The organism is Streptomyces sp. NPDC086989 (genome assembly GCF_044745505.1).
Classification (GTDB): domain Bacteria; phylum Actinomycetota; class Actinomycetes; order Streptomycetales; family Streptomycetaceae; genus Streptomyces.
The window spans coordinates 40553-67261 of record NZ_JBIVAL010000007.1; the positions used below are offsets into that span (position 1 = coordinate 40553).

24 protein-coding genes, 1 tRNA gene and 1 riboswitch are annotated in these 26709 nt (G+C 73.2%); of the genes, 17 read left to right on the forward strand and 8 right to left on the reverse strand.

Annotated elements, in window-relative coordinates:
• Position 1 precedes the first annotated feature (1 nt).
• The 6 genes from hpnE to ACIPK4_RS18300 all read left to right on the forward strand — a co-directional run bounded on the left by hpnE (position 2) and on the right by ACIPK4_RS18300 (position 7851).
• A complete protein-coding gene (gene hpnE / locus ACIPK4_RS18275; RefSeq protein WP_402313750.1) occupies positions 2-1381 on the forward strand; it encodes a hydroxysqualene dehydroxylase HpnE in 1380 nt (459 codons plus the stop codon).
• A 50-nt stretch (positions 1382-1431) separates the two neighbouring features.
• On the forward strand, positions 1432-2532 hold the full coding sequence (locus tag ACIPK4_RS18280; RefSeq protein ID WP_376198246.1) for a polyprenyl synthetase family protein: 1101 nt from the start codon (positions 1432-1434) through the stop codon (positions 2530-2532).
• Positions 2533-2649: 117 nt separating this feature from the next.
• A complete protein-coding gene (shc, locus tag ACIPK4_RS18285) occupies positions 2650-4761 on the forward strand; it encodes a squalene--hopene cyclase (protein ID WP_402313752.1) in 2112 nt (703 codons plus the stop codon).
• Positions 4758-5438, forward strand: a complete 681-nt coding sequence (locus ACIPK4_RS18290; RefSeq protein ID WP_402313754.1) for a 1-hydroxy-2-methyl-2-butenyl 4-diphosphate reductase — start codon at positions 4758-4760, stop codon at positions 5436-5438. The genes shc and ACIPK4_RS18290 overlap by 4 nt, the downstream gene beginning before the upstream one ends.
• A 5-nt stretch (positions 5439-5443) precedes the next feature.
• Complete coding sequence (hpnH, locus tag ACIPK4_RS18295) at positions 5444-6472, forward strand: adenosyl-hopene transferase HpnH (RefSeq protein WP_054225341.1); 1029 nt, start codon at positions 5444-5446, stop codon at positions 6470-6472.
• Positions 6469-7851: an aspartate aminotransferase family protein gene (locus ACIPK4_RS18300; RefSeq protein WP_402313757.1), complete on the forward strand. Its 1383-nt coding sequence runs from the start codon at positions 6469-6471 to the stop codon at positions 7849-7851. Before hpnH ends, ACIPK4_RS18300 begins: the two co-directional genes overlap by 4 nt.
• A gap of 43 nt (positions 7852-7894) precedes the next feature.
• On the opposite strand, the gene ACIPK4_RS18305 is transcribed toward ACIPK4_RS18300, so the two are convergent.
• On the reverse strand, positions 7895-8716 hold the full coding sequence (locus tag ACIPK4_RS18305; protein WP_402313759.1) for a tyrosine-protein phosphatase: 822 nt from the start codon (positions 8714-8716) through the stop codon (positions 7895-7897).
• 277 nt (positions 8717-8993) lie between these two features.
• Positions 8994-9201, forward strand: a riboswitch (cyclic di-AMP (ydaO/yuaA leader).
• Between the two features lie 4 nt (positions 9202-9205).
• Between ACIPK4_RS18305 and ACIPK4_RS18310 the strand changes: the two genes are divergently transcribed.
• The 9 genes from ACIPK4_RS18310 to ACIPK4_RS18350 all read left to right on the forward strand — a co-directional run bounded on the left by ACIPK4_RS18310 (position 9206) and on the right by ACIPK4_RS18350 (position 16955).
• Complete coding sequence (locus ACIPK4_RS18310) at positions 9206-10171, forward strand: LysM peptidoglycan-binding domain-containing M23 family metallopeptidase (RefSeq protein WP_402313761.1); 966 nt, start codon at positions 9206-9208, stop codon at positions 10169-10171.
• Between the two features lie 166 nt (positions 10172-10337).
• Entirely contained in the window at positions 10338-11123 is a 786-nt protein-coding gene (locus ACIPK4_RS18315) for an SGNH/GDSL hydrolase family protein (RefSeq protein ID WP_054221821.1), read from the forward strand.
• A 216-nt stretch (positions 11124-11339) separates the two neighbouring features.
• The gene (locus ACIPK4_RS18320; protein WP_402313763.1) at positions 11340-12539 is read left to right on the forward strand and encodes an MBL fold metallo-hydrolase; all 1200 of its coding nucleotides are present in this window, start codon (positions 11340-11342) and stop codon (positions 12537-12539) included.
• 237 nt (positions 12540-12776) lie between these two features.
• Complete coding sequence (locus ACIPK4_RS18325; RefSeq protein ID WP_402313765.1) at positions 12777-14684, forward strand: sensor histidine kinase; 1908 nt, start codon at positions 12777-12779, stop codon at positions 14682-14684.
• A gap of 35 nt (positions 14685-14719) precedes the next feature.
• Entirely contained in the window at positions 14720-15148 is a 429-nt protein-coding gene (locus ACIPK4_RS18330) for a roadblock/LC7 domain-containing protein (RefSeq protein WP_402314380.1), read from the forward strand.
• Between the two features lie 23 nt (positions 15149-15171).
• Complete coding sequence (locus ACIPK4_RS18335; RefSeq protein WP_054221823.1) at positions 15172-15561, forward strand: DUF742 domain-containing protein; 390 nt, start codon at positions 15172-15174, stop codon at positions 15559-15561.
• Positions 15539-16213, forward strand: coding sequence for a GTP-binding protein (locus tag ACIPK4_RS18340; RefSeq protein ID WP_402313767.1), 675 nt, complete (start codon positions 15539-15541; stop codon positions 16211-16213). Before ACIPK4_RS18335 ends, ACIPK4_RS18340 begins: the two co-directional genes overlap by 23 nt.
• Complete coding sequence (locus tag ACIPK4_RS18345) at positions 16210-16761, forward strand: GAF domain-containing protein (RefSeq protein WP_402313769.1); 552 nt, start codon at positions 16210-16212, stop codon at positions 16759-16761. The genes ACIPK4_RS18340 and ACIPK4_RS18345 overlap by 4 nt, the downstream gene beginning before the upstream one ends.
• A gap of 23 nt (positions 16762-16784) precedes the next feature.
• Entirely contained in the window at positions 16785-16955 is a 171-nt protein-coding gene (locus ACIPK4_RS18350; RefSeq protein ID WP_402313771.1) for a hypothetical protein, read from the forward strand.
• Positions 16956-16964: 9 nt separating this feature from the next.
• Here the strand turns inward: ACIPK4_RS18350 and ACIPK4_RS18355 are convergent, their stop codons facing one another.
• Positions 16965-17867: a transketolase family protein gene (locus ACIPK4_RS18355; RefSeq protein WP_402313773.1), complete on the reverse strand. Its 903-nt coding sequence runs from the start codon at positions 17865-17867 to the stop codon at positions 16965-16967.
• Positions 17868-17916: 49 nt separating this feature from the next.
• On the reverse strand, positions 17917-18618 hold the full coding sequence (locus ACIPK4_RS18360; protein WP_402313775.1) for a transketolase: 702 nt from the start codon (positions 18616-18618) through the stop codon (positions 17917-17919).
• Positions 18619-18765: 147 nt separating this feature from the next.
• Between ACIPK4_RS18360 and ACIPK4_RS18365 the strand changes: the two genes are divergently transcribed.
• A tRNA-Pro gene (locus ACIPK4_RS18365) sits at positions 18766-18839 on the forward strand.
• A 516-nt stretch (positions 18840-19355) separates the two neighbouring features.
• On the forward strand, positions 19356-20255 hold the full coding sequence (locus ACIPK4_RS18370) for a formylglycine-generating enzyme family protein (protein WP_402313777.1): 900 nt from the start codon (positions 19356-19358) through the stop codon (positions 20253-20255).
• A gap of 100 nt (positions 20256-20355) precedes the next feature.
• Here the strand turns inward: ACIPK4_RS18370 and ACIPK4_RS18375 are convergent, their stop codons facing one another.
• From ACIPK4_RS18375 to ACIPK4_RS18395, 5 genes are all read right to left on the reverse strand, one after another.
• Positions 20356-22596 carry a sulfatase-like hydrolase/transferase gene (locus tag ACIPK4_RS18375; protein ID WP_402313779.1) on the reverse strand — a complete coding sequence of 747 codons (2241 nt, stop codon included), beginning with the start codon at positions 22594-22596 and terminating at the stop codon, positions 20356-20358.
• 301 nt (positions 22597-22897) lie between these two features.
• Positions 22898-23656 carry an MBL fold metallo-hydrolase gene (locus ACIPK4_RS18380; protein WP_402313781.1) on the reverse strand — a complete coding sequence of 253 codons (759 nt, stop codon included), beginning with the start codon at positions 23654-23656 and terminating at the stop codon, positions 22898-22900.
• Positions 23657-23730: 74 nt separating this feature from the next.
• Positions 23731-24708, reverse strand: a complete 978-nt coding sequence (locus ACIPK4_RS18385) for a GlxA family transcriptional regulator (RefSeq protein ID WP_402313783.1) — start codon at positions 24706-24708, stop codon at positions 23731-23733.
• A 173-nt stretch (positions 24709-24881) separates the two neighbouring features.
• The gene (locus tag ACIPK4_RS18390) at positions 24882-25673 is read right to left on the reverse strand and encodes an ABC transporter permease (protein ID WP_402313785.1); all 792 of its coding nucleotides are present in this window, start codon (positions 25671-25673) and stop codon (positions 24882-24884) included.
• Entirely contained in the window at positions 25670-26671 is a 1002-nt protein-coding gene (locus ACIPK4_RS18395; RefSeq protein ID WP_402313787.1) for an ATP-binding cassette domain-containing protein, read from the reverse strand. The genes ACIPK4_RS18390 and ACIPK4_RS18395 overlap by 4 nt, the downstream gene beginning before the upstream one ends.
• Positions 26672-26709: the final 38 nt, after the last annotated feature.

Sequence of the window (26709 nt, forward strand, 5' to 3'; positions counted from 1 at the left end):
CATGAGCGGCAGCGACAACCGAGCCGTCGTCATCGGCGGCGGCCTCGCCGGCGTGACGGCCGCCCTCGAACTCGCCGACGCGGGACTGCGAGTCACCCTGCTCGAAGGCCGCCCGAGGCTCGGCGGACTCGCCTTCTCCTTCAAGCGCGGCGACCTCACCGTGGACAACGGCCAGCACGTCTACCTGCGCTGCTGCACCGCCTACCGGTGGTTCCTCGACCGCGTCGACGGCACCGCCCTCGCCCCGCTCCAGGACCGGCTCGACGTACCCGTGCTCGACGTCGCCCACCCCGGCGGGCCGCGCCTGGGCCGGCTGCGCCGCAGCGCGCTGCCCGTCCCCCTGCACCTGGCGGGCTCCCTGGCCCGCTACCCGCACCTCTCGCCCGCCGAACGCGTGAGCGTCGGCCGCGCCGCCCTCGCGCTGCGCCGGCTCGACCCCGCCGATCCGGCGCTGGACGGCCTGGACTTCGCGACCTGGCTCGCCCGGTACGGCCAGAGCCCGCGCACCGTCGAGGCCCTGTGGGACCTCGTCGGCATCGCCACCCTCAACGCCACGGCCGCCCAGTCCTCACTGGGCCTGGCCGCCATGGTCTTCAAGACCGGCCTGCTCTCCGAGAACGGCGCCGCCGACATCGGCTGGGCCTCCGTCCCGCTCGGCGACCTGCACGACACCCTCGCCCGCAGGCAGCTGGACGCCGCCGGGGTGCGCACCGAACTGCGCACCCGCGTCACCTCCGTCTCCCGCACGCAGGACGGGAACTGGCAGGTCGACACCGAGGGCGAGTCCTTCGGCGCGGGCACGGTCGTCCTCGCCGTCCCGCAGCGCGAGGCGCACGGACTGCTGCCGCCCGGAGCCCTGGCCGACCCCGACAAGCTCCTCGACATCGGCACCGCGCCCATCCTCAACGTGCACGTGGTCTACGACCGCAAGGTGCTCAAGCAGCCCTTCTTCGCCGCCCTCGGCTCCCCGGTCCAGTGGGTGTTCGACCGTACGGACGCCTCGGGGCTGCCCGACGGCGGCCAGTACCTGGCGCTGTCCCAGTCGGCCGCGCAGGAGGACATCGACGAGCCCGTCTCGGTTCTGCGCGCGAAGTACCTGCCCGAACTGGAACGGCTGCTGCCGGCCGCGCGGGGCGCCAAGGTACGGGACTTCTTCGTCACCCGGGAGCGCACGGCCACGTTCGCCCCCACCCCCGGCGTCGGCCGGCTGCGCCCCGGGGCGCGGACCGACACGCCGGGCCTCTACCTCGCCGGTGCGTGGACCGCCACCGGTTGGCCCGCGACCATGGAGGGTGCCGTGCGCAGCGGACTGAGCGCGGCGCACGCCGCGCTCGCCGCCCTCGGCCGCCATCGCGAGCACCCCCTGCAGGAGGCGGCATGACGACCACCAGCACGACCGGAACAGCACGTACAGGACACAGAGGAGTGCCAGTGAACCCGGGGAATCCGGCTGTCGAGAACACGGACGCCGGCAACGGCGCAGCCGGAGGGGGCGTGGAGAAGGCGGACACGGTAGCCCTGCTGGAGCGTGGCCGCACGCTGTCGACCCCCGCGCTCCGCGCCGCCGTCGACCGCCTCGCGGCGCCCATGGACACCGTCGCCGCCTACCACTTCGGCTGGATCGACGCCCAGGGCAACGCGGCGGACGGTGACGGCGGCAAGGCCGTGCGCCCGGCGCTGGCTCTGCTGTCGGCCGAGGCCGCGGGAGCCGCGGCCGAGGTCGGCGTCCCCGGTGCGGTCGCCGTCGAGCTCGTCCACAACTTCTCGCTGCTGCACGACGACCTGATGGACGGCGACGAGCAGCGCCGCCACCGCGACACCGTGTGGAAGGTGCACGGCCCGGCCCTCGCGATCCTGGTCGGGGACGCGCTGTTCGCCCTCGCCAACGAGGTCCTGCTGGAACTCGGCACCGTCGAGGCGGGCCGCGCCGCACGCCGGCTCACCACCGCCAGCCGCAAGCTCATCGACGGCCAGGCCCAGGACATCTCCTACGAGCACCGCGAGCGCGTCAGCGTCGAGGAGTGCCTGGAGATGGAGGGCAACAAGACCGGCGCCCTGCTCGCCTGCGCGGTCTCCATCGGCGCCGTCCTCGGCGGCGCGGACGACCGTACGGCCGACAAGCTGGAGGAGTACGGGTACCACCTGGGCCTCGCCTTCCAGGCCGTCGACGACCTCCTCGGCATCTGGGGCGACCCGGAGTCCACCGGCAAGCAGACCTGGAGCGACCTGCGCCAGCGCAAGAAGTCCCTGCCGGTCGTCGCCGCCCTCGCCGCGGGCGGACCCGCCTGCGAGGAACTCGCGCAGCTGCTCGCCGCCGACGCCAAGAGCAACGACTTCGAGAACTTCTCGGAGGAGGAGTTCGCGCACCGCGCCGCGCTGATCGAGGCCGCGGGCGGCCGCGAGTGGACCGCCGAGGAGGCCCGCCGCCAGCACGCCGTCGCCGTCCGCGCGCTGGACGACGTGGACATGCCGCAGACGGTGCGCGAACAGCTCGTCGCCCTGGCCGACTTCGTCGTCGTGCGCAAGAGGTGATCGCCACCCGAGCTCGGATATGACTCGCGAGTCGCCGGCCGGCGCGGTCTGACAGGAGCGCCCGGCCGACGGCATACCCCAGCACAGCAGAGGACGACTGCCACGTAAGGGGAAGCCATGACAGCGACGACCGACGGCGCCGGTACCCCCGGAGCCGAACCGGATGACCACACGCCCGCCCCGGGGCCCGGCGGCCCCGGAGTGTGGGGTGCCGTCCGGATCCACCCGGCCGAGCCCGCGGGTGCGGCGCCGCCGCGGCCGGCGGCCGCGGAGGCCGACGGGCCGCCGGCCGCCGTACGGGGCGTGCCGGGCGCACAGGAGGCCGTCGCGCGGGCGACCCGGCACCTGCTGGCCCGCCAGGACGCGGCCGGATGGTGGAAGGGCGACCTGGAGACCAACGTCACCATGGACGCCGAGGACCTGCTGCTGCGGCAGTTCCTCGGGATCCGGGACGAGGCCACCACGCAGGCCGCCGCCCGCTTCATCCGGGGCGAGCAGGCCGCGGACGGCACCTGGGCCACCTTCCACGGCGGCCCGCCCGAACTCTCCGCCACCGTCGAGGCGTACGTCGCCCTGCGGCTCGCCGGGGATGCGCCCGACGCCCCGCACATGGCCCGCGCCTCGGCCTGGATCCGGGCCCACGGGGGGATCGCCGCCGCCCGCGTCTTCACCCGGATCTGGCTGGCCCTCTTCGGCTGGTGGAGCTGGGACCAGCTGCCCGAACTCCCGCCCGAGCTGGTGTTCCTGCCGCCGTGGGTGCCGCTGAACATCTACGACTTCGGCTGCTGGGCCCGCCAGACCATCGTCCCGCTGACCGTGGTCTCCGCGAAGCGGCCCGTCCGTCCCGCCCCGTTCGCCCTCGACGAGCTGCACACCGACGCGCGAAACCCTTACCCCGCCGTCCGTCCCGCCCCGCTGGCCAGCTGGGACGGAGTCTTCCAGCGGATGGACAAGGCCCTGCACGTCTACCGCCGGTTCGCACCGCGCCGGCTGCGGAAGGCCGCGATGAACACGGCGGCCCGCTGGATCATCGAACGCCAGGAGAACGACGGCTGCTGGGGCGGGATCCAGCCCCCCGCCGTGTACTCCGTCATCGCCCTGCACCTGCTCGGGTACGACCTCGGGCACCCGGTGATGCGGGCCGGCCTGGAGTCCCTGGACCGGTTCGCGGTGTGGCGCGAGGACGGCCCCCCCGGCCCCGACGGCCGGCCGGACGGCCCCGTCCGGATGATCGAGGCCTGCCAGTCCCCGGTCTGGGACACCTGCCTCGCCGCCATCGCCCTGGCCGACGCGGGGCTGCCCCCCGACCATCCGGCGCTGGTGAGGGCCGCCGACTGGATGCTCGGCGAGGAGATCGTCCGCACCGGTGACTGGGCGGTGCGGCGGCCCGGACTCGCCCCCGGAGGGTGGGCGTTCGAGTTCCACAACGACACCTACCCCGACATCGACGACACCGCCGAGGTGGTGCTCGCCCTGCGCCGCATCCGCCACCCCGACCCGGCCAGGGTCGAGGCGGCCATCGCCCGCGGGGTCTCCTGGAACCTCGGCATGCAGTCCGGGAACGGCGCCTGGGGCGCCTTCGACGCCGACAACACCAGTCCGTTCCCGAACCGGTTGCCGTTCTGCGACTTCGGCGAGGTCATCGACCCGCCGTCCGCCGACGTCACCGCCCACGTGGTGGAGATGCTCGCGGTCGAGGGCAAGGCGGCTGACCCGCGCACCCGGCGCGGCATCGCCTGGCTGCTCGCCGAACAGGAGCCCACCGGCGCCTGGTTCGGCCGCTGGGGCACCAACTACGTGTACGGGACGGGGTCGGTGGTCCCGGCCCTGACCGCCGCGGGCTTCGACACGGCGCATCCCGCGATCCGGCGCGCCGTGCGCTGGCTGGAATCCGTACAGAACGAGGACGGCGGGTGGGGCGAGGACCAGCGCTCGTACAAGGACCCGGCCTGGGCCGGGAAGGGGGCCTCGACCCCCTCCCAGACCGCGTGGGCGCTGATGGCCCTGCTCTCCGCAGGGGAACGGGACGGCAAGGCCGTCGAGCGCGGCATCGCATACCTGGTCGCCGCCCAGCAGGAGGACGGCTCCTGGGACGAGCCGTACTTCACCGGCACCGGCTTCCCCTGGGACTTCTCCATCAACTACCACCTGTACCGGCAGGTGTTCCCGCTCACCGCCCTCGGCCGCTACCTGTACGGGGAGCCCTTCGCACCCGGGGGGGCCCGATGACCCGTGACCGGGCCGCCGCCGGGCCCGAACCACCCGCTCCGCTGCTCGTCGCCTGCGCCCTGCGCATCGAACAGGCGGCCCTGCGCAGCGGCGGCGGCCGGGGATCCGCGCGCCCCGGACCCGGCTGCACCGTGCTGCGCACCGGCATGGGCCCGCGCGCCGCCGAACGGGCCGTCGGCCGGGCGCTCGCCGAACCGGAACTGCGCGGGGCCCCCGTCCTCGCCACCGGGTTCTGCGCCGGGCTGGTCCCCGGCATGAGCCCCGGAGACCTCGTCGTCGCCGAGGAGACCCGCGATCCGCGGGGCACGGTGATGTGCGAGGGCACCGCCCTGCTCGCCGAGGCACTGGCCCGGGCCGCTCCCGGCCGGACCGTGCACACCGGCGCACTGACCGGATCAGACCACGTCGTCCGCGGCCAGGAGCGCGCCCGGCTGCGCGCCACCGGCGCCATCGCCGTCGACATGGAGTCCGCGGCCACTCTGTGGACGGCCACCGGGGCCGCCCGGGGCGGCCGGCGTCGCCCGGTTGCGGCCGTCCGGGTGATCGTGGACGCTCCGGAGCACGAGCTCGTCCGCATCGGCACGGTCCGCGGTGGAATATCGGCCTTCCGCGTATTGCGTGCCGTACTGCCCGCGTTTTATGACTGGCACCGTTCTTTGCTGCTCCCCAGGAGGTGAGCCAGATGGCCATGCCACTGCGACAGTCCATCAGGGTCGGGACGTATCTTCTCGAACAGAAGCTCCGCAAGCGTGAGAAGTTCCCGCTGATCGTCGAGCTGGAGCCGCTCTACGCCTGCAATCTGGCCTGTGAGGGGTGCGGGAAGATCCAGCACCCGGCCGGAGTGCTCAAGCAGCGCATGCCGGTCGCCCAGGCCGTCGGCGCCGTCCTGGAATCCGGCGCGCCGATGGTGTCCATCGCGGGCGGCGAGCCGCTGATGCACCCGCAGATCGACGAGATCGTGCGGCAGTTGGTGGCCCGGCGGAAGTACGTCTTCCTCTGCACCAACGCGATGCTGCTGCGCAAGAAGATCGAGAAGTTCACCCCGTCCCCCTACTTCGCCTTCGCCGTGCACATCGACGGGCTGCGCGAACGGCACGACGAGTCGGTGGCCAAGGAAGGCGTCTTCGACGAGGCGGTCGCCGCCATCAAGGAGGCGAAGAGGCGCGGATTCCGGGTCACCACCAACTCGACCTTCTTCAACACCGACACCCCGCAGACGATCATCGAGGTGCTCAACTACCTCAACGACGACCTCAAGGTCGACGAAATGATGATCTCGCCCGCATACGCCTACGAAAAGGCCCCCGACCAGGAGCACTTCCTCGGCGTCGAGCAGACCAGGGAACTCTTCAAGAAGGCCTTCGCGGGCGGAAACCGGCGGCGCTGGCGGCTCAACCACTCGCCGCTCTTCCTCGACTTCCTGGAAGGAAAGGTGGATTTCCCCTGCACCGCCTGGGCGATTCCGAATTACTCCCTCTTCGGCTGGCAGCGCCCCTGCTATCTGATGAGCGACGGGTACGTTCCGACGTACCGGGAACTGATCGAGGACACCGACTGGAGCAAGTACGGCCGCGGAAGGGACCCGCGCTGCGCCAACTGCATGGCGCACTGCGGCTACGAGCCCACCGCCGTCCTCGCCACCATGGGCTCCCTCAAGGAGTCGCTGCGCGCCGCCCGCGAGACGGTCTCGGGGAACCGGGAGAAGCAGTGACCGGCTTCGACCTCCGCGCCCTGCTGGACGAGCGGGGCGGGGAACGGTACGAGCTGCACGCGCGGCACCTCAACCACCAGCTGCCGCGGATGCTGCACACGATCGGGTTCGACAAGGTCTACGTACGGGCCGAGGGCGCGCACTTCTGGGACGCGGAGGGCAACGACTACCTGGACATGCTGGCCGGGTTCGGCGTGATGGGCCTGGGCCGGCACCACCCCGTGGTCCGCAAGGCCCTGCACGACGTCCTGGACGCACAGCTCGCCGATCTGACCCGCTTCGACTGCCAGCCCCTGCCCGGGCTGCTCGCGGAGCGGCTGCTCGCGCACAGTCCGCACCTGGACCGTGTCTTCTTCGGCAACAGCGGCACCGAGGCCGTGGAGACCGCCCTGAAGTTCGCCCGGTACGCCACCGGGCGGCCCAGGGTCCTCTACTGCGACCACGCCTTCCACGGGCTGACCACGGGCTCCCTCTCCGTCAACGGGGAGGGCGGCTTCCGGGACGGCTTCGCGCCGCTGCTGCCCGATACGAAGATCCCCCTCGGTGACCTGGGCGCCCTGGAACGGGAACTGGCGCGGGGCGACGTCGCCGCCTTCGTCGTCGAGCCGATCCAGGGCAAGGGCGTGCTGGAGGCCCCGCCCGGATTCCTTCGCGCGGCGCAGGAGCTGCTGCACCGGCACAAGGCGCTGCTGATCGCGGACGAGGTGCAGACCGGCCTCGGCCGGACCGGCGACTTCTACGCGTACCAGCACGAGCCGGGCGTGGAACCGGACCTGGTCTGCGTGGCCAAGGCCCTGTCGGGCGGCTACGTGCCGGTCGGTGCGACCCTCGGCAAGGACTGGATCTTCAAGAAGGTCTACTCGTCCATGGACCGGGTGCTGGTGCACTCCGCCAGCTTCGGATCCAACGCGCAGGCGATGGCGGCCGGGCTGGCGGTGCTCTCGGTCATGGAGGACGAGTCGGTGGTCGCGAAGGCGCGTGTCACGGGCGACCTGCTGCGCGGCCGGCTCGCGGCGCTCGTGGACGAGTATGAGCTGCTCCACGAGGTACGGGGGCGGGGCCTGATGATCGGCATCGAGTTCGGCCGGCCGTCCTCGCTGGGGCTGCGCAGCCGGTGGACGATGCTCCAGGCGGCCCGCAAGGGGCTCTTCGCGCAGATGGTCGTGGTGCCGCTGCTGCAGAGGCACCGGATCCTGACCCAGGTGTCGGGAGACCGTCTGGAGGTCATCAAGCTCATCCCGCCGCTGATCGTCGACGAGGCGGACGTCGACCGGTTCGTCACGGCCTTCCGCGAGGTGATGGACGAGGCCCACGGCGGGGGCTCGCTGATGTGGGACTTCGGCAGGACGCTGGTGAAGCAGGCCGTCGGCGGCGGCTGACGGCCCGCCCGGCTCCCGCCCGGCCTGATCCGGAAGGAACGACCTAGCGGTCGAGGAGCCGGTCCCGCAGTCGTTCGAGGGTCTCGGGCGCGAGTCCGAGGCCCTCGGAGAGGTACCGGTCGACCCCGCCCCAGTGCCCGTCGATCGTCTCGAAGGCCGCGGTGAGGTACTCGGCGCGGGCGTCGAAGAGCGGCGCGAGCAGCTCCATCACCTCGGCGGAACGGGCCTCGGGGGCATCGCTTCCGCGGCGCACCCGGTAGCGGCGGTGCGGGGCGTTGGACTCCAGGTAGTCCGCCACGATCGCCTCGCGCTCCACGCCCAGCGCGAGCAGGGTGACGGCGATCGACAGGCCGGCCCGGTCCTTTCCGGCCGCGCAGTGCATGAGTGCCGGAATGCTGTCCTCGGCGAGGGCGTGCACGACCCGGCTGTGCTCGGCGGTGCGGTGCTCGACCATCGAGCGGTACGAGGCGGCCATCCGCTCGGCGGCCTTCCCGTCGCCGAGGAGTGCGCGGAGCTGCTCGACGCCGCCCTCGCGGACCACCTTCCAGAACTCCCTGCCGTCGGCAGGATCCGACAGCGGGATGTTCACGTTCCGCACGCCGGGGAGCTCGACGTCGGGCCCCTCCAGGGCGTGGTCCGCGCCGTTGCGGAAGTCGAAGACGGTGTGCAGGCCGAGCGACGCGAGAAATTCTGCGTCGGTTTCGGTGGCATGTGCCAGATGTCCGCTACGGAATAGTTTTCCCGGCTTGACCCTCCGTCCGTCGGCGGTCGGCAGGCCGCCCACGTCACGGAAGTTGCGCACTCCTGCCAGCTCCGGCTCCGGTACGGGCTCCGTCCGCGGGGGCCGGGGTATCTGCTGGGTCACGGGAACTCCTCCGCGTCGTCGTGTGTGTCCGAATTACACTGGTTGCGGCCAACTTGCCATTACTGGAGGCGAGATCGGGCGCAGCCCCGTGAGCCAGATCATACGGTGACCGTGCGTGCCTGATCGTCGAAGTCGAATGGCCCGGCCGGGGCGGCCGTTGGCGGCGGGGAATGGACGCAGGGTGACCGGAATTCCGTCGGATTCCCCCTCCCGCGAATGCGTCAGGAAATTCGTGGCTTGTTCCGTGCGGCCGAACTCGATTACCTTCGCGATCGATCCGGATGGACCGCCGAATCCTGCCGCCGTCCGGATACCGCACCCGACTATTGACGCGCGCGGCAGGAGCGGGGGAACCAGGTAAGCCGCTGTTTCCGATCTCCGTATCGGCGCAGCTCGGGGTGAAGTCGTACATGGTCCCCTCATGTGCGGCCGGACATCTCCAGTCCGAACCCGACAGCTCACCTCGCAGGCGACGGAGAGGAATTCGCCATGCCTGCAAAGGGTAAGCACCGCCGTCCCAAGTCCCGTTCCGTGGCGCGCGGCTTCGCCGTCGCGGGCACCGGCGGTGCGGCCCTCGCGCTGCCGCTGCTGGGTGCCGCCGGCGCCCACGCCGCCGGCGCCCCGGCCGCCGCACCCGCCGCGGCCCCCGTGCAGGCGGCACAGGCCCCCGCGGCGCTCCGGGCTGCCGCCCCGGCCACCGCCGTGCAGGCCGCGCCGGCCGTCTACACCGTCGTACCCGGCGACTACCTCTCCAAGATCGCCCAGGACCGCCACCTCTCCGGCGGCTGGCAGCAGCTGTACGCAGACAACCGCGAGGCCGTCGGCGCGGACCCCTCGCTGATCCACCCCGGGCTCAAGCTGACCCTCGGTGCGCAGGGCACGGGGGTCCCCGCCGAGAAGCCCGCCCAGGCTCCGGCGGAACGGTCCTCCGAGAAGCGGTCCGCGGACTCGGCCCCGGCTCCCGCGGCCCCGGCTCCCGCCGCCGCTGCGGCCGCGGCCGCCCGGAAGAGCGCCACCGTCAAGTCCGCAGCCGGCACGGTCGGCGCCGCCGGCTTCGTCGCCCCCGTCGGCAGCACGGGGATCTCCACCCAGTACAAGACCCCCGGTGCCATGTGGTCCAGCGGCTACCACACCGGTGTCGACTTCGTCGCGAGCTCCGGCACCACCGTCCGCGCCGTCGGAGCCGGCACCGTGGTCTCCGCCGGCTGGGGCGGCGCGTACGGCAACGAGGTCGTCATCCGGCACGCGGACGGCAAGTACTCCCAGTACGGCCACCTGTCCCAGCTCTCCGTCTCGGCCGGCCAGAGCGTCACCGCCGGCCAGACGATCGGCCTGTCCGGTTCCACCGGCAACTCGACCGGCCCGCACCTGCACTTCGAGATCCGCACCGGGCCGTCCTACGGCTCGGACATCGACCCGCTGGCCTACCTCCGCTCCAAGGGCGTGAGCATCTGACGGCTCCCGCCGTCGGAGGGGCAGCCGGACGCGTGAGGCCGGGACCCGAGGGGGGTCCCGGCCTCACGCGCTGTTATTCCGCACTGGACGGGTGGTATAGATCACGGCCCGTCAACCCCTTCCTACGGTGGCGTAGGTCACGTGCCGGGGTGAAGGATGTGGTCTCGTGGCAGCGACGAAGACGACACTCAAGAACATCGGCTCGTACGCGGCGATCGGGGACAGCTTCACCGAGGGTGTGGGGGACCCGGGGCCCGGCGAGACCTTTCTCGGCTGGGCGGACCGGCTGGCCGTGCTCCTGGCCGATCAGCGCGAGGAACACGACTTCCGGTACGCGAACCTGGCCGTGCGGGGACGCCTCCTCGACCAGATCGTGGCCGAACAGGTCCCCCGGGCCAAGGAGCTCGCACCCGACCTGGTGAGCTTCTGTGCGGGCGGCAACGACATCATCCGGCCCGGCAGCGACCCGGACGACGTGGCGGAGCGGTTCGAGGCCGCCGTCGCCGACCTGACCGGGGCCGTCGGACAGGTCATGATCACCACGGGCTTCGACACCCGTGGCGTACCGGTCCTCAAGCACCTCCGGGGCAAGGTGGCGACGTACAGCGCGCACGTGCGCGCCATCGCCGACCGCTACGACTGCCCGGTGCTCGACCTCTGGTCGCTGAAGTCCGTACAGGACCGCCGTGCCTGGGACTTCGACCGGCTGCACCTCTCGCCCGAGGGGCACACCCGGGTCGCGCTGCGCGCCGCCCAGGTGCTGGGGCTGGAGGTGCCGGCCGACCCCGACCAGCCGTGGCCGCCGCAACAGCCGCGCGGCTCGGTGGACGTGACCCGGGACAACATCCAGTGGGCGCGGGAGCACCTGGTGCCGTGGATCGGGCGCCGGCTGCGCGGCGAGTCCTCCGGGGACCACGTGGAGGCGAAGCGTCCGGACCTGCTGCCGCTGTAGACCGGCGCAGACGGGTGCGGGAGGGGCTCGGGAGGAGCCGGGGGAGGGAGAAGAGCCGGGGAGGGGCGTAGGAGGGGAGAGGACGGGAGCCGAGGCGGGGCGCGAGGCCCGTGGCGCGCGGCGGAATCCTTCGGGGCCGGTGCGCGTTGGCATGGTGATAGAACCGGTGTTCCGTACGGCATCACGACCATCCGCCCCACCCTCCCAGGAGGCGCCTTGACCGGCTCCCGTCCCCTGCGTCCACGGCTGCGCGCCCTGCGGCCCGAAGCCTTCGGCGCGGACCCCTCCGGCGCGCGCCTGGAGCGGATCCTGCGCTCGCCGAACTTCGCCGACGGCGTCTTCCAGAACCCCGTCGGGGCCAGGACCCGGCCCTCCGGCTCCATGCTGGAGTTCGCCAAGATCTACTTCCACAAGGAGCAGCGGATCCGGCGCAACCCGGGCGCGCCGATCCCGGTGTACCCGACCACGCTCGCGGAGCTGGCGAAACCGCCGGCCAGTGGGCTGCGCCTGACCTGGATGGGGCACTCCGGCGTACTCGCGGAGATGGACGGGCGGCGCGTGCTGTTCGATCCCGTATGGGGCGAGCGGTGCTCGCCCTTCCCGTTCGCCGGACCCAAGCGGCTGCACCCCGTCCCCGTACCGCTGGCCTCGCTGGGCCCGGTCGACGCCGTGGTGATCTCGCACGACCACTACGACCACCTCGACCTGCCGACCATCAAGCAGCTGGCCGGCACGGACACCGTCTTCGCCGTCCCGCTCGGCGTCGGCGCCCACCTGGAGCGGTGGGGCGTCGCCCCGGACCGGCTGCGCGAGCTCGACTGGAACGAGGGCACCAAGATCGCGGGGCTCTCGCTGACGGCCACCCCGGCGCGCCACTTCTGCGGGCGCGGCCTGCGCAACACCCAGAACACCCTGTGGGCCTCGTGGGTCGTCGCGGGCGACGAACACCGGATCTTCCACAGCGGCGACACCGGTTACTTCCCCGGCTTCGGGGAGATCGGCGCCGAGCACGGCCCCTTCGACGCCACGATGATCCAGATCGGTGCGTACTCGGAGTACTGGCCCGACATCCACATGACCCCCGAGGAGGGCATGCGCGCCCACCTCGACCTGCAGGGCGGCGTCCCGCACGGCACGATGCTGCCGATCCACTGGGGCACCTTCAACCTGGCCCCGCACCCGTGGGACGAGCCCGGCGAGGGCACCGTGGCCGCCGCCGAGACCACCGGCTCGGCGATCGCGCTGCCGATCCCCGGCCAGCCGTTCGAGCCGGGCGCCGCGGACGCCCCGAGGGAGCCGTGGTGGCGCCCGTTCGTGGCGTCGGCCCCGCCCGCAGCCGCGCCGAAGTCCCGCCCGGTCACGGCCACGCGTCCGCCGGCCGTGGCGCACGAGGAACCGGAGGCCGTCGGCTCGTAGGCGCCGGCCCGGGGCATCCGCCGACCGGGGGTCGCACGTCGCACACGGCCGCTGCGAACGTGCGCCCCCGGCGGATTCGGGCTGTCGTGCGAGCGCTCCGCCGGGAGCGGGAAGCACCCCCGCGAACTTCCCCAACTGGCTGTCAGGGGCGGGATCGTGCGGTCTAGCGTGGGTATCCGGTGATCAACACCGGGCCCCGGAACCGCTGGGGGCCCGGGCCCCACGTAGAGGACGCCGATGTCCGGACTCCGCGCCGCCCGCCACGCCCCGTCGAGACACGCCGTCACCGGTCCCGGCCGGCAGATACGGCCCCAGCTGGTGCGCGCCGCCCTGCTGCCCACGCTCGCCGCGGCGCTCAGCGGAGCCGCCGCGGTGATCTTCACGCTCCAGCTCGGCGGGGGCGCGGGGCAGCGGGACGCCCGGCTGTGGCCCGTCCTGGCCGGCTGCGCGCTGCTCGTCGTCGGCGCGCTGGCCGCCGCCCTGCTCGGTGCCCAGCGCTCCGCCAAGGCCGTCCGGGACCGCTGCGAGGCCCTGCGCCGCTCCAGCGTGCGCGGACGCCAGGAACTGCGGGCCGCCGCGGAGCGGCTGGAACGCGGCGAGCCGCCGGCCCGCGCCGTCCGCGGCGGCCCGGCGGCGCCCCCGCCCGGCGGCGACCCGGCGTGCGTGGACGAGTTCTGGCTGCTCTCCCAGGAGTTGCGCGGCGCCCGCGAACACGCGCACGCCACCCTCGTACGGCTGGCCGGACCGGCCGCGCCGTCCGACAGCGACCGCAAGGTCGAGGTCTTCGTCAACCTCGCGCGCCGGCTCCAGTCCCTCGTGCACCGGGAGATCTCCCTGCTCGACGAGCTGGAGGACACGGTCGAGGACCCCGACCTCCTCAAGGAGCTCTTCCACGTCGACCACCTCGCCACCCGGATCCGCCGCCACGCCGAGAACCTGGCCGTCCTCGGCGGCGCCGCCTCCCGGCGCCAGTGGACCCGGCCCATCGACCTGAGCGAGGTGCTGCGCTCCTCCGTCGCGGAGGTCGAGCAGTACACGCGGGTCAAGGTGGTGCCCCCGGCGGGCGGCACCGTACGCGGCCACGCCGTCGCCGACGTAGTGCACCTGCTGGCCGAACTGGTCGAGAACGCCACGGTGTTCTCGGCGCCCGACACCGACGTGGTGCTGCGCGCCGAGCGGGTCACGGCGGGCATCGCCATCGAGGTGGAGGACCGCGGGCTGGGCATGCCGGCCGCCGAGCAGCACCGGATGAACGCCCTGCTCGTCGACCCCGACCAGATCAGCGTCCGGCACCTGCTGGCGGACGGCCGCATCGGCCTGTTCGTGGTCTCGGCGCTGGCCCGCCGGCACGGGATCGCCGTCGAGCTCAAGTCCAACATCTACGGCGGCGTGCTCGCGGTCCTCGTCCTGCCGAAGGAACTCCTGGGGGCGGAGGCGCCGAGCGCCGCCGACGCGCTCGGGGGCTCCCGGGCCACCTCGTGGGGGACCGGGGAGGCCGGCGCGGCCATGCCCCCGCTGGAGCCCGTACGGGTGGCCGTACCCAAGCGGGAGTTGTACCCCCGGCCGGAACCGCAGCCCCAGCCGGAGCGACCGGAACGGGAGCCGGAGCCGGTGGCCGGGGCGCCGGCCCGCGCGACCTGGGCAGCGCCCCCCTCGCCTCCCCCGCCCCACCCGGACGCGCGTACGCGGCCGGGGGCGCTGCGGCAGGCGCCCGAGCCCTGGGAGCCGGGGGAGGCGCCGCTCGTGGAGACCACCCTGGACCTCGGCCTGGACCCCGGGCCGGGTCCCGGGCCGGTTCCGGGTACGGGGCCGGGTGCGACTACGGGGCCGGGTGCGGGTCCGGGCCCGTTCACGCCGTCGCCCCCGCCCCCGGGGCACGCCGGGCGCGAGCCCGCACCCCCGGCGCCCGCCCCGGTCCGTGCGACCGCGCCCGCTCACCCGGCGGTGTCCGTACCGGCCGCCCGGACCGATCCGGACCGGCCATCGCTGCCCCGCCGCCGGGCCCAGCACCACCTCGCCCCGCAGCTGCGGGACGCCCCCGCCCCGCGGCGGGCCGACGCACCCGAACAACCCGTGCACGACCCGGGCCTGATGGCCGCCTTCCAACGGGGCTTCGGCCTCGCCCAGTCGGAGAACCAGCCATGACCCCGACCTCACATCTCGGCAAGGAGCGCACCCCCATGGGCGGCGAAGCGGCGACGAAGACCAGCCGGCTCTCGGACCTCGACTGGCTGCTCAGCGGCCTGGTCCAGCGGGTCCCCTACACGCGCAGTGCAGTCCTCCTCACGGCCGACGGCCTCGTCACGTGCGTCCACGGCCTCGACAGCGACAGCGCCGACCACCTCGCGGCGCTGGCGTCCGGGCTGTACTCGCTCGGCCGGAGCGCCGGATCCCGGTTCGGGGACGGGGCGGAGGTCCGCCAGGTGGTGGTCGAGCTCGACACCGCCCTCGTCTTCGTGTCGGCCGCCGGCGTGGGCACCTGCCTGGCGGTCCTCGCCGACCGGGAGGCCGACGCGGGCGTACTCGGCTACGAGATGGCGATGCTGGTCAAGAGCGTCCGACCGTACCTGGCGGCCCCGCCGCGACGGCCCGCCGGCGACCCGGAGTGATGCGCGCCCGCGCCGCGTGCGGCATGGGGGCCCCGCGCGACACGCCCTGGCTCGACGACTCGGCGGGCCGGGTGATGCGCCCGTACACGGCCAGCGGCGGCCGGACCCGCTGCGCCGTCGCGCTCGACCTGCTCTCCCTGGTGACCGCGACGGGAACGCGTCCGCGCGGCGCCCTCGGCGCGGAGCACGCCCTGGCGCTGCGCCTGTGCGCGGGCTCGGCGGCCGTCACCGTCGCCGAGGTGGCCGGGCAGCTGCGGCTCCCGGCGGTGGTGGTGAAGGTGCTGCTGTCCGACCTGATGGAACACGGGGCCGTCACGGCGCAGGCGCCGCGGTTCCCGGGCGGCGGGTACGTCGCCGCCGACGACCAGACCCTGCTCCGGGCGGTGCTCGATGGCTTACGCAGACGGCTGTGACACCCGCCCCGCCGCCGTCCTGCCCGCGACCTTGAAGATCCTGGTCGCGGGCGGGTTCGGGGCGGGCAAGACGACCTTCGTCGGCGCGGTGAGCGAGATCGAGCCGCTGTGCACGGAGGAACTGCTCAGCGGGCTCGGCGAGGGCCCCGATCCGCTGGACGGCGTCGAGACGAAGACGTGCACGACCGTGGCGCTCGACTTCGGCCGCCTCACCCTGGACGAGCGGCACGTCCTGTACCTCTTCGGCACGCCCGGGCAGCAGCGCTTCTGGTTCCTGTGGGAGGAGCTGTGCGCGGGCGCGCTCGGTGCGGTGGTGCTCGCCGACACCCGCCGGCTCGCCGACTGCTTCCCGGCCGTGGACTTCTTCGAGCGGCGCGGCATCGGCTTCATCGTCGCCGTCAACGAGTTCGACGGCGGCCACCGCTACACGGCCGACGAGGTCCGGGAGGCGGTGGGACTCGGGCCCGACGTACCCGTCGTACGGTGCGACGCGCGGCTGACCAGCTCCGGGACCGGGACCCTCGCCGCGCTGGTCCAGCACCTGCTCTTCACGGCGGCGACAGACAGACCGACAGAGAGACCGACGGACGGATCGGCCGGCCCGGCCAACGCGGCGGGGCCTTGGAACGGGGATGGGGGGACACCGCGATGACGTACTACGAGTCGACCGGACACCTGCTGCTCACACCGGTGGACCGGGAGGCGCCCGCGCGCGCCGTCCGGCTGCGCGAACTGGGCCTGGGGGAGAGGTCGGACACGGAACTCGACGCCTTCGCCCGGCAGGTCGCGGACGCGCTGGCGGCCCCGTACGCCGGGGTCAACTTCATCGGCGAGGAACGGCAGTTCTTCGCCGGACTGCACCACGCGCCGGACGCCCCCGCGAGCGGGTACCCGGCGCGGGTGCTGCCCCGGGACCACGGCTACTGCCCGCACGTGGTGGTGCGGCGCCGGGGGCTGGTGCTCGAGGACGTACGGGACTTCGCGCGCTTCGCCGGCAACGCGGTGGTCGACGAGAGCGGGGTCCGGTCGTACGTGGGCGCACCGCTGACCGACCGGACCGGGATCGTCCTGGGCACCGTGTGCGCGGTGGACCTGGAGCCGCGCAGGTGGGGGATGCAGGGGCTGGCGAGGGCCAAGTCCCTGGCGGCGGAGCTGCTGGAGACCATCCACGCCCGGGAGGACGCGCCGCGCGCCGGCTGACGGCCGCCCGGGGGCGGCCGTCGGTGCCGGGCGCTGTGGTCGAGGGCATCGGGACCCGCGACCACGCGCGGTTCCGGGTCCGCCCGGCGGCGCTCGACGGCGTCGCCGAGCTGCGCGCGATCCTGATCGACTCCTGGCTCCAGGCGGCCCCGGGGCGCCTGGCCGCGGCCCGTCCGGAACCGGCGGGGCGGTGAAGGGCCACCTCAGCGGAGGAAGCCGCTGATCCGCTCGCGGAGGGAGCGCGGGTCCAGGCCGTGCGCCGCGGTGTGCTCTTCCATGGTGCCGTAGCGGCGGAGCTCGGCGCGGCCGACGCCGAGGCCGAGGACGCGGTGGGGCACGTCCGCGAGGGCCTCGGCGGCTGCCGCCGTGGAGGTGCCCGCCAGGTACGGCTCGACGAGGACGACGTCGGCCGTGCCACCGCCGACGGCCCTGCGCAGGGCGGCCCCGTCGAAGGGCCGCACCGTCGTGGCGTACAGCACGCTCACGTCCAGCCCCTCCGTCGCGGCAAGGACGTTGTCGAGCAGCGGGCCGACGGCGACGACGACACCGGCGCCGGAGACCGACCCCCGTACGGTCTCCATGCGCAGGCCGTCCACCGGGCGCGGGGCGGCGTTCGACTGCTGCGACAGACGCACGTACACCTTCTCGTCCCCGGCGGCGTACGCGTGGCGCAGCAGCGCCTCGGCCTCGTCCGGGTGCCCGGGCACATGGACCGTCCAGCCGTCGAGGGTGTCCATCAGCGCGACGTCGCCCGGCGCCATGTGCGTGAACCCGCCGGCCGGCCAGTCGTAGCTGGCGCTCGCGCTGACCAGGACCCCGCCCGTGCCCTGGTGCCCGAAGTCCAGCTTGACCTGCTCGAACGGCCGCTCCACGAGGAAGCTGGCGAAGGTGTGCACGATCGGCCGGAGCCCGGTGAGGGCGAGCCCTCCGCCGACCCCGACGAGCAGCTGTTCCCTGATCCCGACGTTGATCACCCGGTCCGGATGCCGCTGCTGCGCGGGCCGGAACCCGTCCATGGTGATCTCGGCGAGCACCAGGGCCAGCCGCGGGTCATCGTCCAGTTCCCTCGACGTGACCGAGATGAAGCGTTCCCGCATGGTGTCCACGGTTCTTCCCGACCTCTCCTACTGCTTCTTCTCTACTACTGCTTCTCGACTACTGCTTCTTCTCGACGCGGGCGACGACGGCGTGCGGCCGGCCCGGATGCGGTGCGGTGAACGCGGCGTGCAGGGCCGCGTGGTCCCGGCCGTCCACGGTCACCGCGGACCAGCCGGCGGCCTCGAAGCGGGAGGCGATCCCGCCGTGCCAGCCGTGGGTCGCGGAGTCGTTGTCGATCACCACCGTGTGCAGCCGCTCCAGGCCGGCCGCACCGGCGTACGCGAGGGCCTCGTGGTTGCTGCCCTCGTCGAGCTCCGCGTCCCCGATCAGCACCCACACCGCCGGGTCGTCCAGCCCCTGCGCCCGCAGTCCGAGCGCACTGCCGACGGCGAGCGGCAGCCCGTGGCCCAGCGAGCCGCTGCCGATCTCCACCCCGGGGATCAGGGTCCGGTCCGGGTGGTGTCCGAGGGGTGACGCGTAGGAGCCGAACCCGCTCAGCCAGTCGACGGGGAAGAATCCCTTCGCGGCGAGTACGGCGTAGTACGCCATCGGCCCGTGCCCCTTGGAGAGCAGGAACCGGTCCCGCCCCGGCTCTTCGGCGGTGGCCGGTGTCACCCGCAGGACCCGGTCGTAGAGCACCCACAGCACGTCGAGCGTGGAGGTGGATGCGGGGCCGTGCTTCTCGGCGCCGGTCATGAGCGCCATGAACCGGCCCAGGTCCTCGTGGCGGAACCCGGTGTCCGCGGTTGTCTGTGTCATGCACCGATCGTGCTACCTCAAGTGGACTTGAGGTCAAGCGTCCCCCGGGCGGAACCCGGCCCCGGAAAGGCGCGCGCGACCACCCCGCGAAGTGCGGTATTGTTCTCGTGCGCGTTCAACCAGGGGAAACCCCAGGTCAGCGGGCATCGGGACGTGGCGCAGCTTGGTAGCGCACTTGACTGGGGGTCAAGGGGTCGCAGGTTCAAATCCTGTCGTCCCGACTCGAAAGAGTCGCAGGTCAGAGGCCGTTTTGGAGCAATCCGAAACGGCCTTTGATCGTTTTGTGCGCCTTGACCCAGTCAAGGTGCGTCCCGTGCCGGCGCGTGCGGCGCAGAGGGTGGTGCGGTGAGCGGGCGATCTTGGTTGTCCCTGCAGCCACACCGGCGGTAGGTGAGGCCGCGGCCGCAGTGGGACATCAGGGCGCCCCCATTTTCATCTGCCGTACACGCAACGGCGGTTCCGCTTCACCTACTCTCGTCGCCATGGCAGCAGGAATCCTCACTGCGGGCCGCCACGTCGACCAAGGGCGTATGGCACGACCTGGTGAACGACCCGCACCAGCTGACCAACACGCTCCACCAGGCGACTCCGGCCGACGAGCAGGCTCTCGGCATCCCCGCCCTGGCCACTCGGCTCGCCGCCGACCGCGTGGCCTGATCCGCACCACCGAACCGCCGGCCGGGCGCCCCCACCGCGAGGTACGGGGCCCGGCCGCCCACCGTCCCGACGGAGCCGCCATGTCTGACTGCTGCACCCCCGGCCGCGCCCATGCCCCGACGCTCACCCTCGCGCCACCGCCCACCGCGCCCCCGGCCTCCCGATTGGCCCGGCAGCTGCTCACCCTGCCCGGTGGCAGCTTCCTCATGGGCACCGACGACCCGGAGGGCTTCCCGGCGGACGCCGAGGGGCCGGTCCGCGAGGTGGCCGTGGAGCCCTTCCGGATCGCGGCCACGGCCGTGACCAATGCCCAGTTCGCCACCTTCGCCAAGGCCACCGGCTATACGACGGAGGCCGAACGCTTCGGCTTCTCGTTCACCTTCGGTGCCTTCCTCACCGACGAGGTCGCCGCGGTCTCCGCGCCCGTGGCGGCCGTCCCGTGGTGGCGGGCGGTGGAGGGCGCCTCCTGGCGCCACCCCGAAGGGCCCGGTTCGCAGGTCACCGACCGGCAGGACCACCCCGTCGTCCATGTGTCATGGAACGACGCCCAGGCGTACTGCGCCTGGTCCGGCACCCGCCTGCCCACCGAGGCCGAGTGGGAGTACGCGGCCCGCGGCGGCCTGGAGCAGCGCCGATACCCATGGGGCGACGAGCTCACGCCCGAGGGCCGTCACATGTGCAATATCTGGCAGGGCGAGTTCCCCGTACTCAACACCGGTGCCGACGGCTACGTCTCCACCGCCCCCGTGAACTCCTTCCGGCCCAACGGCTTCGGCCTCTACAACGCGGTCGGCAACGTCTGGGAGTGGTGCGCGGACTGGTTCACCCCCGGAGCGGAGACGTCCCGCGCCATGCGCGGAGGCTCCTACCTCTGCCACGACTCCTACTGCAACCGCTACCGCGTCGCGGCCCGCAGCTCGAACACGCCCGACAGCTCGACCGGCAACATCGGGTTCCGTGTGGCCGCCGACCTCGCGTAATACGGCCCGTCGTCCGCATACCCGCCGTCAACCGCCGAAGAGGCCGTTTCGAGTGCTCCGAAACGGCCTCAACGGCCTCTGGCATTGCGGGCGCCGGAGGTCAGGACACGGTGACCCGGGCCAGGGCCCAGGAGGTGTGGTCGAAGGACGTGCGGTTGTTGGCGTCCTCGACCACCAGACGCAGGACGCGGACGCCCCGTACGTCCACGTCGACCGCGACCGGGCCGGTGGCCGCCGTGAGGGTGGGGGTGGTGAGGATCAGGCGGTCGTCGCCGTAGACCTTGGCGCGGGTGGCGCCGAGGGTGCTCTGCTTGGCGGAGAAGTCGTCGATGCCGACCAGGGAGGTGAAGCGGACGGCGCCGCCGCCGAGGTGGTAGGCGATGTCGCTGGGCGCGTGGACGCCCAGACCCTTGGGGTACGCCGTACCGCCGAAGGAGATCAGCGGGCCGTCACCTGCGGCGTTCTTGCCGTTGGAGGTGTCGAGTTCCACCGGTCCCCAGCCGTTGGTGGCGCTGATCCAGGTGAGGTCGGAAAGGTAGGAGTCGCGCGTGGGGGCGGGGGGCGGGGTCGGGACGGTGCCCGTCGCCGGGTAGCGGACCGGGCCGGCCGCAGTGAGGGCGGTGCCCTCCGCGGTGAGCTCCCACGGGGTAGCGGGGGCGGCGCCCGCGGGCGGGGTGACCTGCCAGGAGGCGGTGAGCCGGGCGCCGGCGGCGAGCTCTTCCGCCGTGGTCGGGGAGGCGGCGATCACGGTCCATCCGGCAGGGGCGCGCAGGCCGAGCGCCGCGGTGGTCCAGGGCCGTGCGGAACCGTTGTCCAGGGTGGCGGTCACGGTGAACGCCTGGCCGGGGACGGCCAGGCGGGGCAGCGTCAGGCGGGTCCCGAAGGGGGTGCGCGGATAGGTGTCCTTCCAGGAGGAGCGCATCAGCGCCACCAGTTCCGCGGCCTTGGAGGGGTTCTTGTCGAGGACGTTGCGGGTCTCGCCGAGGTCGGCCGCCAGGTCGTACAGCTCCACCTGCCACTTGTCGTCGGGGAGGTTGTGGTCGCGCTCGGGGGCGAAGCGCACGGCCTTCCAGTTCTCCCTGCGCACCGCCTCGGCGAGCCAGGTGGCGCGCTTGTCGTCCTGGGCATTGGCCCGGCTGGTGACCCCCAGCTCGTCGCGGAACCAGTACAGGTGTCCGTGGCGCGCGGAGTCGGGGCTGCCGGTGAGCAGGGGAGCGGCGGAGAGCCCGTCCACGTCGGTGGGGGCGGGGGCACCGCCGAGCTCGGCGAGGGTGGGCAGGACATCGGTCAGGGGGGTCGGGCGGTCGCTGGTGCCCTGCCGGACCCGGCCGGGGCCCCAGGCGATGAGGGGGACGCGTACGCCGCCTTCGTAGAGGTTGCGCTTGTAGCCGCGCAGCGGACCGTTGGCGTCGAACAGGTCGGGGTTGACCCCGCCCTCCTCGTGGGGGCCGTTGTCGCTGGTGACGAGGACGACGGTGTCCTGCTCCAGGCCGAGGGAGCGCAGCCGGTCGACCACCTTGCCGACCAGTGAGTCGAAGTAGGACACCTGGGCCGCGTGCCCCTTGTTCGCGGCCGTCCAGCTCCGGTCGGCGTACGCGCTGGTGTCGGGGACGTCGCTGGGCGCGTGCGGGACGTTCGGGGTGAGCAGGAGGAGGAACGGCTCGGCGGCGTGGGCGTCGATGAACTCCAGGGCGTGCTGTTCGAGGAGGTCGGGGGCGTATACGGCTTTGGCGCCGCCGACGTTGGCGGGGATGGGCTCTTTGACCGCGTTGTGCCAGAGGTACTCGGGGTAGTACTCGTGGGCGTGGGTGTGGTCGATGTAGCCGTAGAACTCCTCGAAGCCGCGGGCGGCCGGATGGCTGTCCTGGCCGGCTGCCTCCGGTCCGAAGCCCCACTTGCCGATCACGGCGGTCCGGTAGCCGTGCGCCCGCAGCACCTGCGCGAAGGTGGTGTCGGTGGCGGTGAGCGAGCCCTGGCCGCCGGAGGAAGGGTTGGCGCGGACCGTGGCGTGGCCGGTGTGCAGTCCGGTCAGCAGGGAGCAGCGGGAGGGTGCGCAGACGGCCGCGGTGGAGTAGGCGTCGGTGAAGCGGAGCCCCTCGGTGGCGAGCCGGTCCAGGCGGGGGGTGGTGATCAGCTTCTGGCCGTAGGCGCCGAGTTCGCCGTAGCCGAGGTCGTCGGCGAGGACGAGGACGATGTTCGGCAGCCGGGCGCCGGAGCCGTCCGCCGTGTCCGGGACCGTCACCGCGGACACCGCCTGCGCCGACCCGGCGGCGGTGGCGGTGACGGCGGTCAGACCGAGCGTAGCGGTCGAAGCGGCCAGGAAGGTACGGCGGCTGGGCATGGCGGACTGCTCCTCGGGTGCGCGTGCGGGTGTGGGTACCACCGGGCTGGGTCGGGCCCGGCGTCTGTTGATCGTGCGCGGGGGAGCCGCACCAGGACCATGCACGGAGCATGAAGAACGCGTGACAGCATCCGACGTGCAGGTGCCCGGTCGCGTGGTGGTCGCAGCCACGCCGGGCGGCACGTTTCGCCACCGGCCTGCGACGGCTTCGCGGGCCGGCCCGCTCGCGGGCGGCGCATCGCGCATGGCCGCGAGGCTCGCGTGGGCGCGAGGTTCGCGTGGGCGAGGTGGTGGAGGCCGGTCAGGCCGTTTCGTCTGCCGTACGGGCGCGCAGTCGGCCGGCTGCTTCGAGTCGGGACAGTCGCCGGTGTTCGCGGGCGGCCCAGCGTCGGACGCGGTCGGGCTCGAGCGGCGTGCCGTGGCCGACGTGAAGCCTGGTGGGGTTCAGGTCGAGCATCGTCCGCAGGCTGTCGAGGTTGCGCAGCGGGTCGTCGTGGAAGGGCGGGTTGGCCGGCCGACCGCGGACGAGGCCGAAGAAGGAGTTGGCGACCAGGTCGCCCGCGACGAGGTCGCCCTGCCCGGTGAGGACGGAGACCGATCCCGCGGTGTGTCCGGGGGTGGGCATGATGCGTGCCGTGATCCCGAAGTCCTCCAGGTCGGTCTCGCCGGTCAGGATCACGTCGGGTTCGAACGGTTCGACCCGCATGTGCAGGTTCTTGTTCCTGGCCATGAGGCGGCCCATGGGACCGGTCGGCAGGTACGGTTCGCGGACCCGGCCGGTGCGGAACGGGCCGAGGTCGGCGATGTGGCCCGCCACCGGTGCGCCGGTGAGGCGGTGGAGTTCGGCGGCGGAGCCGAAGTGGTCGATGTGGCCGTGCGTGACGATGATCAGCGACACGTCGGCGGGGTCCACGCCGTGGGCGGCGACCTGGTCGTGGATCCGCCGGCCGCTGCCGGGCGTTCCCGCGTCGACGATGACGGGTCGGCGGCCGAGCAGCAGGTACGCGTTGATGTTGTGCCGGCCCATGACGGGGATCGGGACGACCTTGGTTCGGGACACGGTTGCCTCCTGGGGCATGGCTGTCTTCCGCCGCGCGGTGGTTCGCGGGCGGTCGGGGGGCGGGGGTGTCGGGCTCAGCGGAAGCGGCGCCGGTATTCGGCGGGGGTGGTGCCGAGGCGCCGTCGGAAGGCCCGGTGCAGGCTCTCCACGGAGCCGAGGCCGCTCAGGGCGGCGATCTCGGGCAGGCCGTGGCCGGTGTCCTGGAGCAGCCGACGGGCGGCCTCCAGCCGGACGGACTCCACGTACGCGGCGGGGGTGATGCCGGTGCGCCGCTGGAACAGCCGGGCGAAGTGGCGCACGCTCAGGTGCAGCCGCGCGGCCAGGGCGTCGGCGGACAGGTCCTCGGTGAGGTGTTCGCCGATCCACACGCGCAGGTCGTCGATCCGGTCGCCGGGGTCGGCCGGGAGCGCCAGCGGGACGCTGAACTGGCTCTGGCCACCGGCTCGTTTCACGTACATGACCATCGTGCGGGCGGTGGCCAGGGCGAGGTCGGGGCCGTGGTCCTCGGTGACCATGGCGAGCGCCATGTCCATCCCGGAGGCGATGCCGGCGCAGGTCCACAGGCGGCCTTGCCGGATGAAGATCGGGTCCGGATCGACGGTGACGCGCGGGTGGTCGGCGGCCAGCCGCGCGGACGTGCGCCAGTGGGTCGTGGCGCAGAGCCCGTCCAGCAGGCCCGCCGCCGCGAGCAGATGAGCGCCCGAGCAGACGGAGGCCACGCGGTGGGTGCTGGCGGCTGCCGCCCGCAGCCAGTCGATGATCCCGCCGTCGAGCACCGGCTCCACCCCGTGGTCGTCCACCCGGACCGCACCCGACACGAGGAGGGTGTCCACGTCGCCGTGCACCTCGTCCAGCGCCAGGTCGGCCATCAGCCGGATCCCGCCGGCCGTGGCCACCGGCTCCGCGCCGGCGGTCGCGATGCGGACGGTGTACCCGGGGCGGCCGGTGCCGGCGACCCGGGTGGCGACCGAGAACACCTCGGCCGGACCTGTGACGTTGAGCAGTTCGACGCCGGGGAAAGCGGCGACGACGACCCGGTGCGGGGGGAGCATGGCTCGATCATGTCGCCCCGCCGTCAGGGCCGCAATGACCATGTTCTGTCAGATCCGGACATGCTCGGCGGGTGGGTCGTAAACCGGCGGGGCGGGGTGCCGGCCGGCACCCCGCCCCTGGTCTCGCCGCGGGGCGCGACCAGGAAGGTCGCGCCCCGCGGCGGGCGGGGTGTTCAGCGCTTGGCGGGGCGGGCGAACGCCGCGCGGGCCCAGAGGTAGCCGACGAGGGTGAGGCCGGTGCACCAGGCGACCGCCACATATCCGCTGGTGCCGATCCCGGTGCCCATCAGCAGGCCGCGCAGGGTCTCGATGACCGGGGTGAACGGCTGGTACTCGGCGAACCAGCGCAGCCCGGTCGGCATCGAGTCGGTCGGCACGATGGCGCTGCCCAGGAAGGGCAGGAACGTCAGCGGCAGCGGTGCGTTGCTCGCCGACTCCGGCGTCTTGGCCACCAGGCCCAGGCCGGCCGACAGCCACGTCAGCGCCAGGATCAGCAGGGTGAGCAGGCCGATCGCGGCGATCCACTCCCCCGGGGTGGCGTTGGGGCGGAAACCGATGGCCAGCGCGACGCCGACGACCAGCGCGACGGCGATCAGCGTCTGGATGACACTGCCGACGACGTGCCCGGTCAGGAACGCGGCCCGAGAGATGGACATCGTGCGGAAGCGGTTGACGATGCCCTCGGTCATGTCGACGCAGACACCGACGGCCGTCATGACGGCCCCGGCGGTCGCGGCCATCAGGATGATGCCGGGCGCGACGTAGTCGATGTACTCGCCGCCGCCGGTGGGGGCGGCGGAGATCCCGGCGCCGAGCGCACCGCCGAAGGCGTAGTTGAACAACAGCAGCATCATCACCGGCATGATGACGACGGACACCGTCATCGCGGGGTAGCGCAGCGCGTGCTTGAGGTTGCGCCGCAGCATCGTCAGGGAATCGCCGGCGGCGTACGCGAGAGTGCTCATCGGGCCGTCTCCGTGGTGGTGTCGGACGCGCCGTGACCGGTGAGGGTCAGGAAGACGTCGTCGAGGTCGGGTGTGTGCACGGTCAGCGATTCGGCCCGCAGCGACGCGCCGTCCAGGACGTCGAGCACGGCCCGCAGGGTCGGGATGCCGCCGTCGCCGGGGATCCGGAGGGTGAGTTCCTCGGGATCGGCGGTGCCGGCACCGAAGTGCCGCGCCGCGGCGTCGAGTTCGGCGGCATCGGGGAAGCGCAGCCGGACGTGCCCGCCGGGGATGAGGCGCTTGAGCTCGTCCGCGGTGCCCTCGGCGACCAGCCGGCCCCGGTCCAGGACGGCGATGCGGTCCGCGAGCTGGTCGGCCTCCTCCAGGTACTGCGTGGTCAGGAAGATGGTGACGCCGTCGTCGGCGACGAGCCTGCGGATGATCTCCCACATGGTGCGGCGGCTGCGGGGGTCGAGGCCCGTGGTCGGTTCGTCGAGGAAGATGATCCGCGGATCGCCGACCAGGGTCATCGCCAGGTCGAGCTTGCGGCGCATACCGCCGGAGAGGGTGGAGACCGGCTTGCGGGCGGCCTCGGTGAGTTCGAAGCGCTCCAGCAGTTCGGCCGAGCGGCGGCGGCCCTCACGGCGGGGCAGGTGCCGCAGGTCCGCCATCAGGTGCAGGTTCTCCTCCGCGGTGAGGAGGCTGTCGACGGCGGCGAACTGGCCGGTGACGCCGATGGCGGCCCGGACGCCGTCGGGCCGGGCGGCCACGTCGTGCCCCGCCACGTGGGCCTGCCCGGCGTCGGCGGTGATGAGTGTCGACAGGATCTCGACGGTGGTGGTCTTGCCGGCTCCGTTGGGGCCGAGGAGGGCGAAGACCGTGCCCTCCGGGATGCTGAGGTCGATGCCGCCCAGGACCACCTTGTCGCCGTACGACTTGTGCAGGCCGACGGCGGAGATGGCGGGCGCGGCGGTGGCTTCGGCGGTGGCCGTGGTCCGGGCGGTGGGTATCGCGGTCATGGGTCCGGCTCTTCCTTTCGTCGTGTCGGGCGGGGGCG

What these genes read in the sequence shown, in the direction of transcription:
- ACIPK4_RS18340 (WP_402313767.1), top strand. Translation starts at nt 15,539, where the DNA reads ATGGCTTACGCAGACGGCTGTGACACCCGCCCCGCCGCCGTCCTGCCC.
- ACIPK4_RS18385 (WP_402313783.1), bottom strand. Translation starts at nt 24,708, where the DNA reads ATGCTCCCCCCGCACCGGGTCGTCGTCGCCGCTTTCCCCGGCGTCGAA.
- ACIPK4_RS18310 (WP_402313761.1), top strand. Translation starts at nt 9,206, where the DNA reads ATGCCTGCAAAGGGTAAGCACCGCCGTCCCAAGTCCCGTTCCGTGGCG.
- ACIPK4_RS18335 (WP_054221823.1), top strand. Translation starts at nt 15,172, where the DNA reads ATGGGGGCCCCGCGCGACACGCCCTGGCTCGACGACTCGGCGGGCCGG.
- ACIPK4_RS18325 (WP_402313765.1), top strand. Translation starts at nt 12,777, where the DNA reads ATGTCCGGACTCCGCGCCGCCCGCCACGCCCCGTCGAGACACGCCGTC.
- ACIPK4_RS18330 (WP_402314380.1), top strand. Translation starts at nt 14,720, where the DNA reads ATGGGCGGCGAAGCGGCGACGAAGACCAGCCGGCTCTCGGACCTCGAC.
- ACIPK4_RS18395 (WP_402313787.1), bottom strand. Translation starts at nt 26,671, where the DNA reads ATGACCGCGATACCCACCGCCCGGACCACGGCCACCGCCGAAGCCACC.
- ACIPK4_RS18375 (WP_402313779.1), bottom strand. Translation starts at nt 22,596, where the DNA reads ATGCCCAGCCGCCGTACCTTCCTGGCCGCTTCGACCGCTACGCTCGGT.
- ACIPK4_RS18290 (WP_402313754.1), top strand. Translation starts at nt 4,758, where the DNA reads ATGACCCGTGACCGGGCCGCCGCCGGGCCCGAACCACCCGCTCCGCTG.
- ACIPK4_RS18345 (WP_402313769.1), top strand. Translation starts at nt 16,210, where the DNA reads ATGACGTACTACGAGTCGACCGGACACCTGCTGCTCACACCGGTGGAC.
- ACIPK4_RS18360 (WP_402313775.1), bottom strand. Translation starts at nt 18,618, where the DNA reads ATGACACAGACAACCGCGGACACCGGGTTCCGCCACGAGGACCTGGGC.
- hpnE (WP_402313750.1), top strand. Translation starts at nt 2, where the DNA reads ATGAGCGGCAGCGACAACCGAGCCGTCGTCATCGGCGGCGGCCTCGCC.
- hpnH (WP_054225341.1), top strand. Translation starts at nt 5,444, where the DNA reads ATGGCCATGCCACTGCGACAGTCCATCAGGGTCGGGACGTATCTTCTC.
- ACIPK4_RS18390 (WP_402313785.1), bottom strand. Translation starts at nt 25,673, where the DNA reads ATGAGCACTCTCGCGTACGCCGCCGGCGATTCCCTGACGATGCTGCGG.
- shc (WP_402313752.1), top strand. Translation starts at nt 2,650, where the DNA reads ATGACAGCGACGACCGACGGCGCCGGTACCCCCGGAGCCGAACCGGAT.
- ACIPK4_RS18370 (WP_402313777.1), top strand. Translation starts at nt 19,356, where the DNA reads ATGTCTGACTGCTGCACCCCCGGCCGCGCCCATGCCCCGACGCTCACC.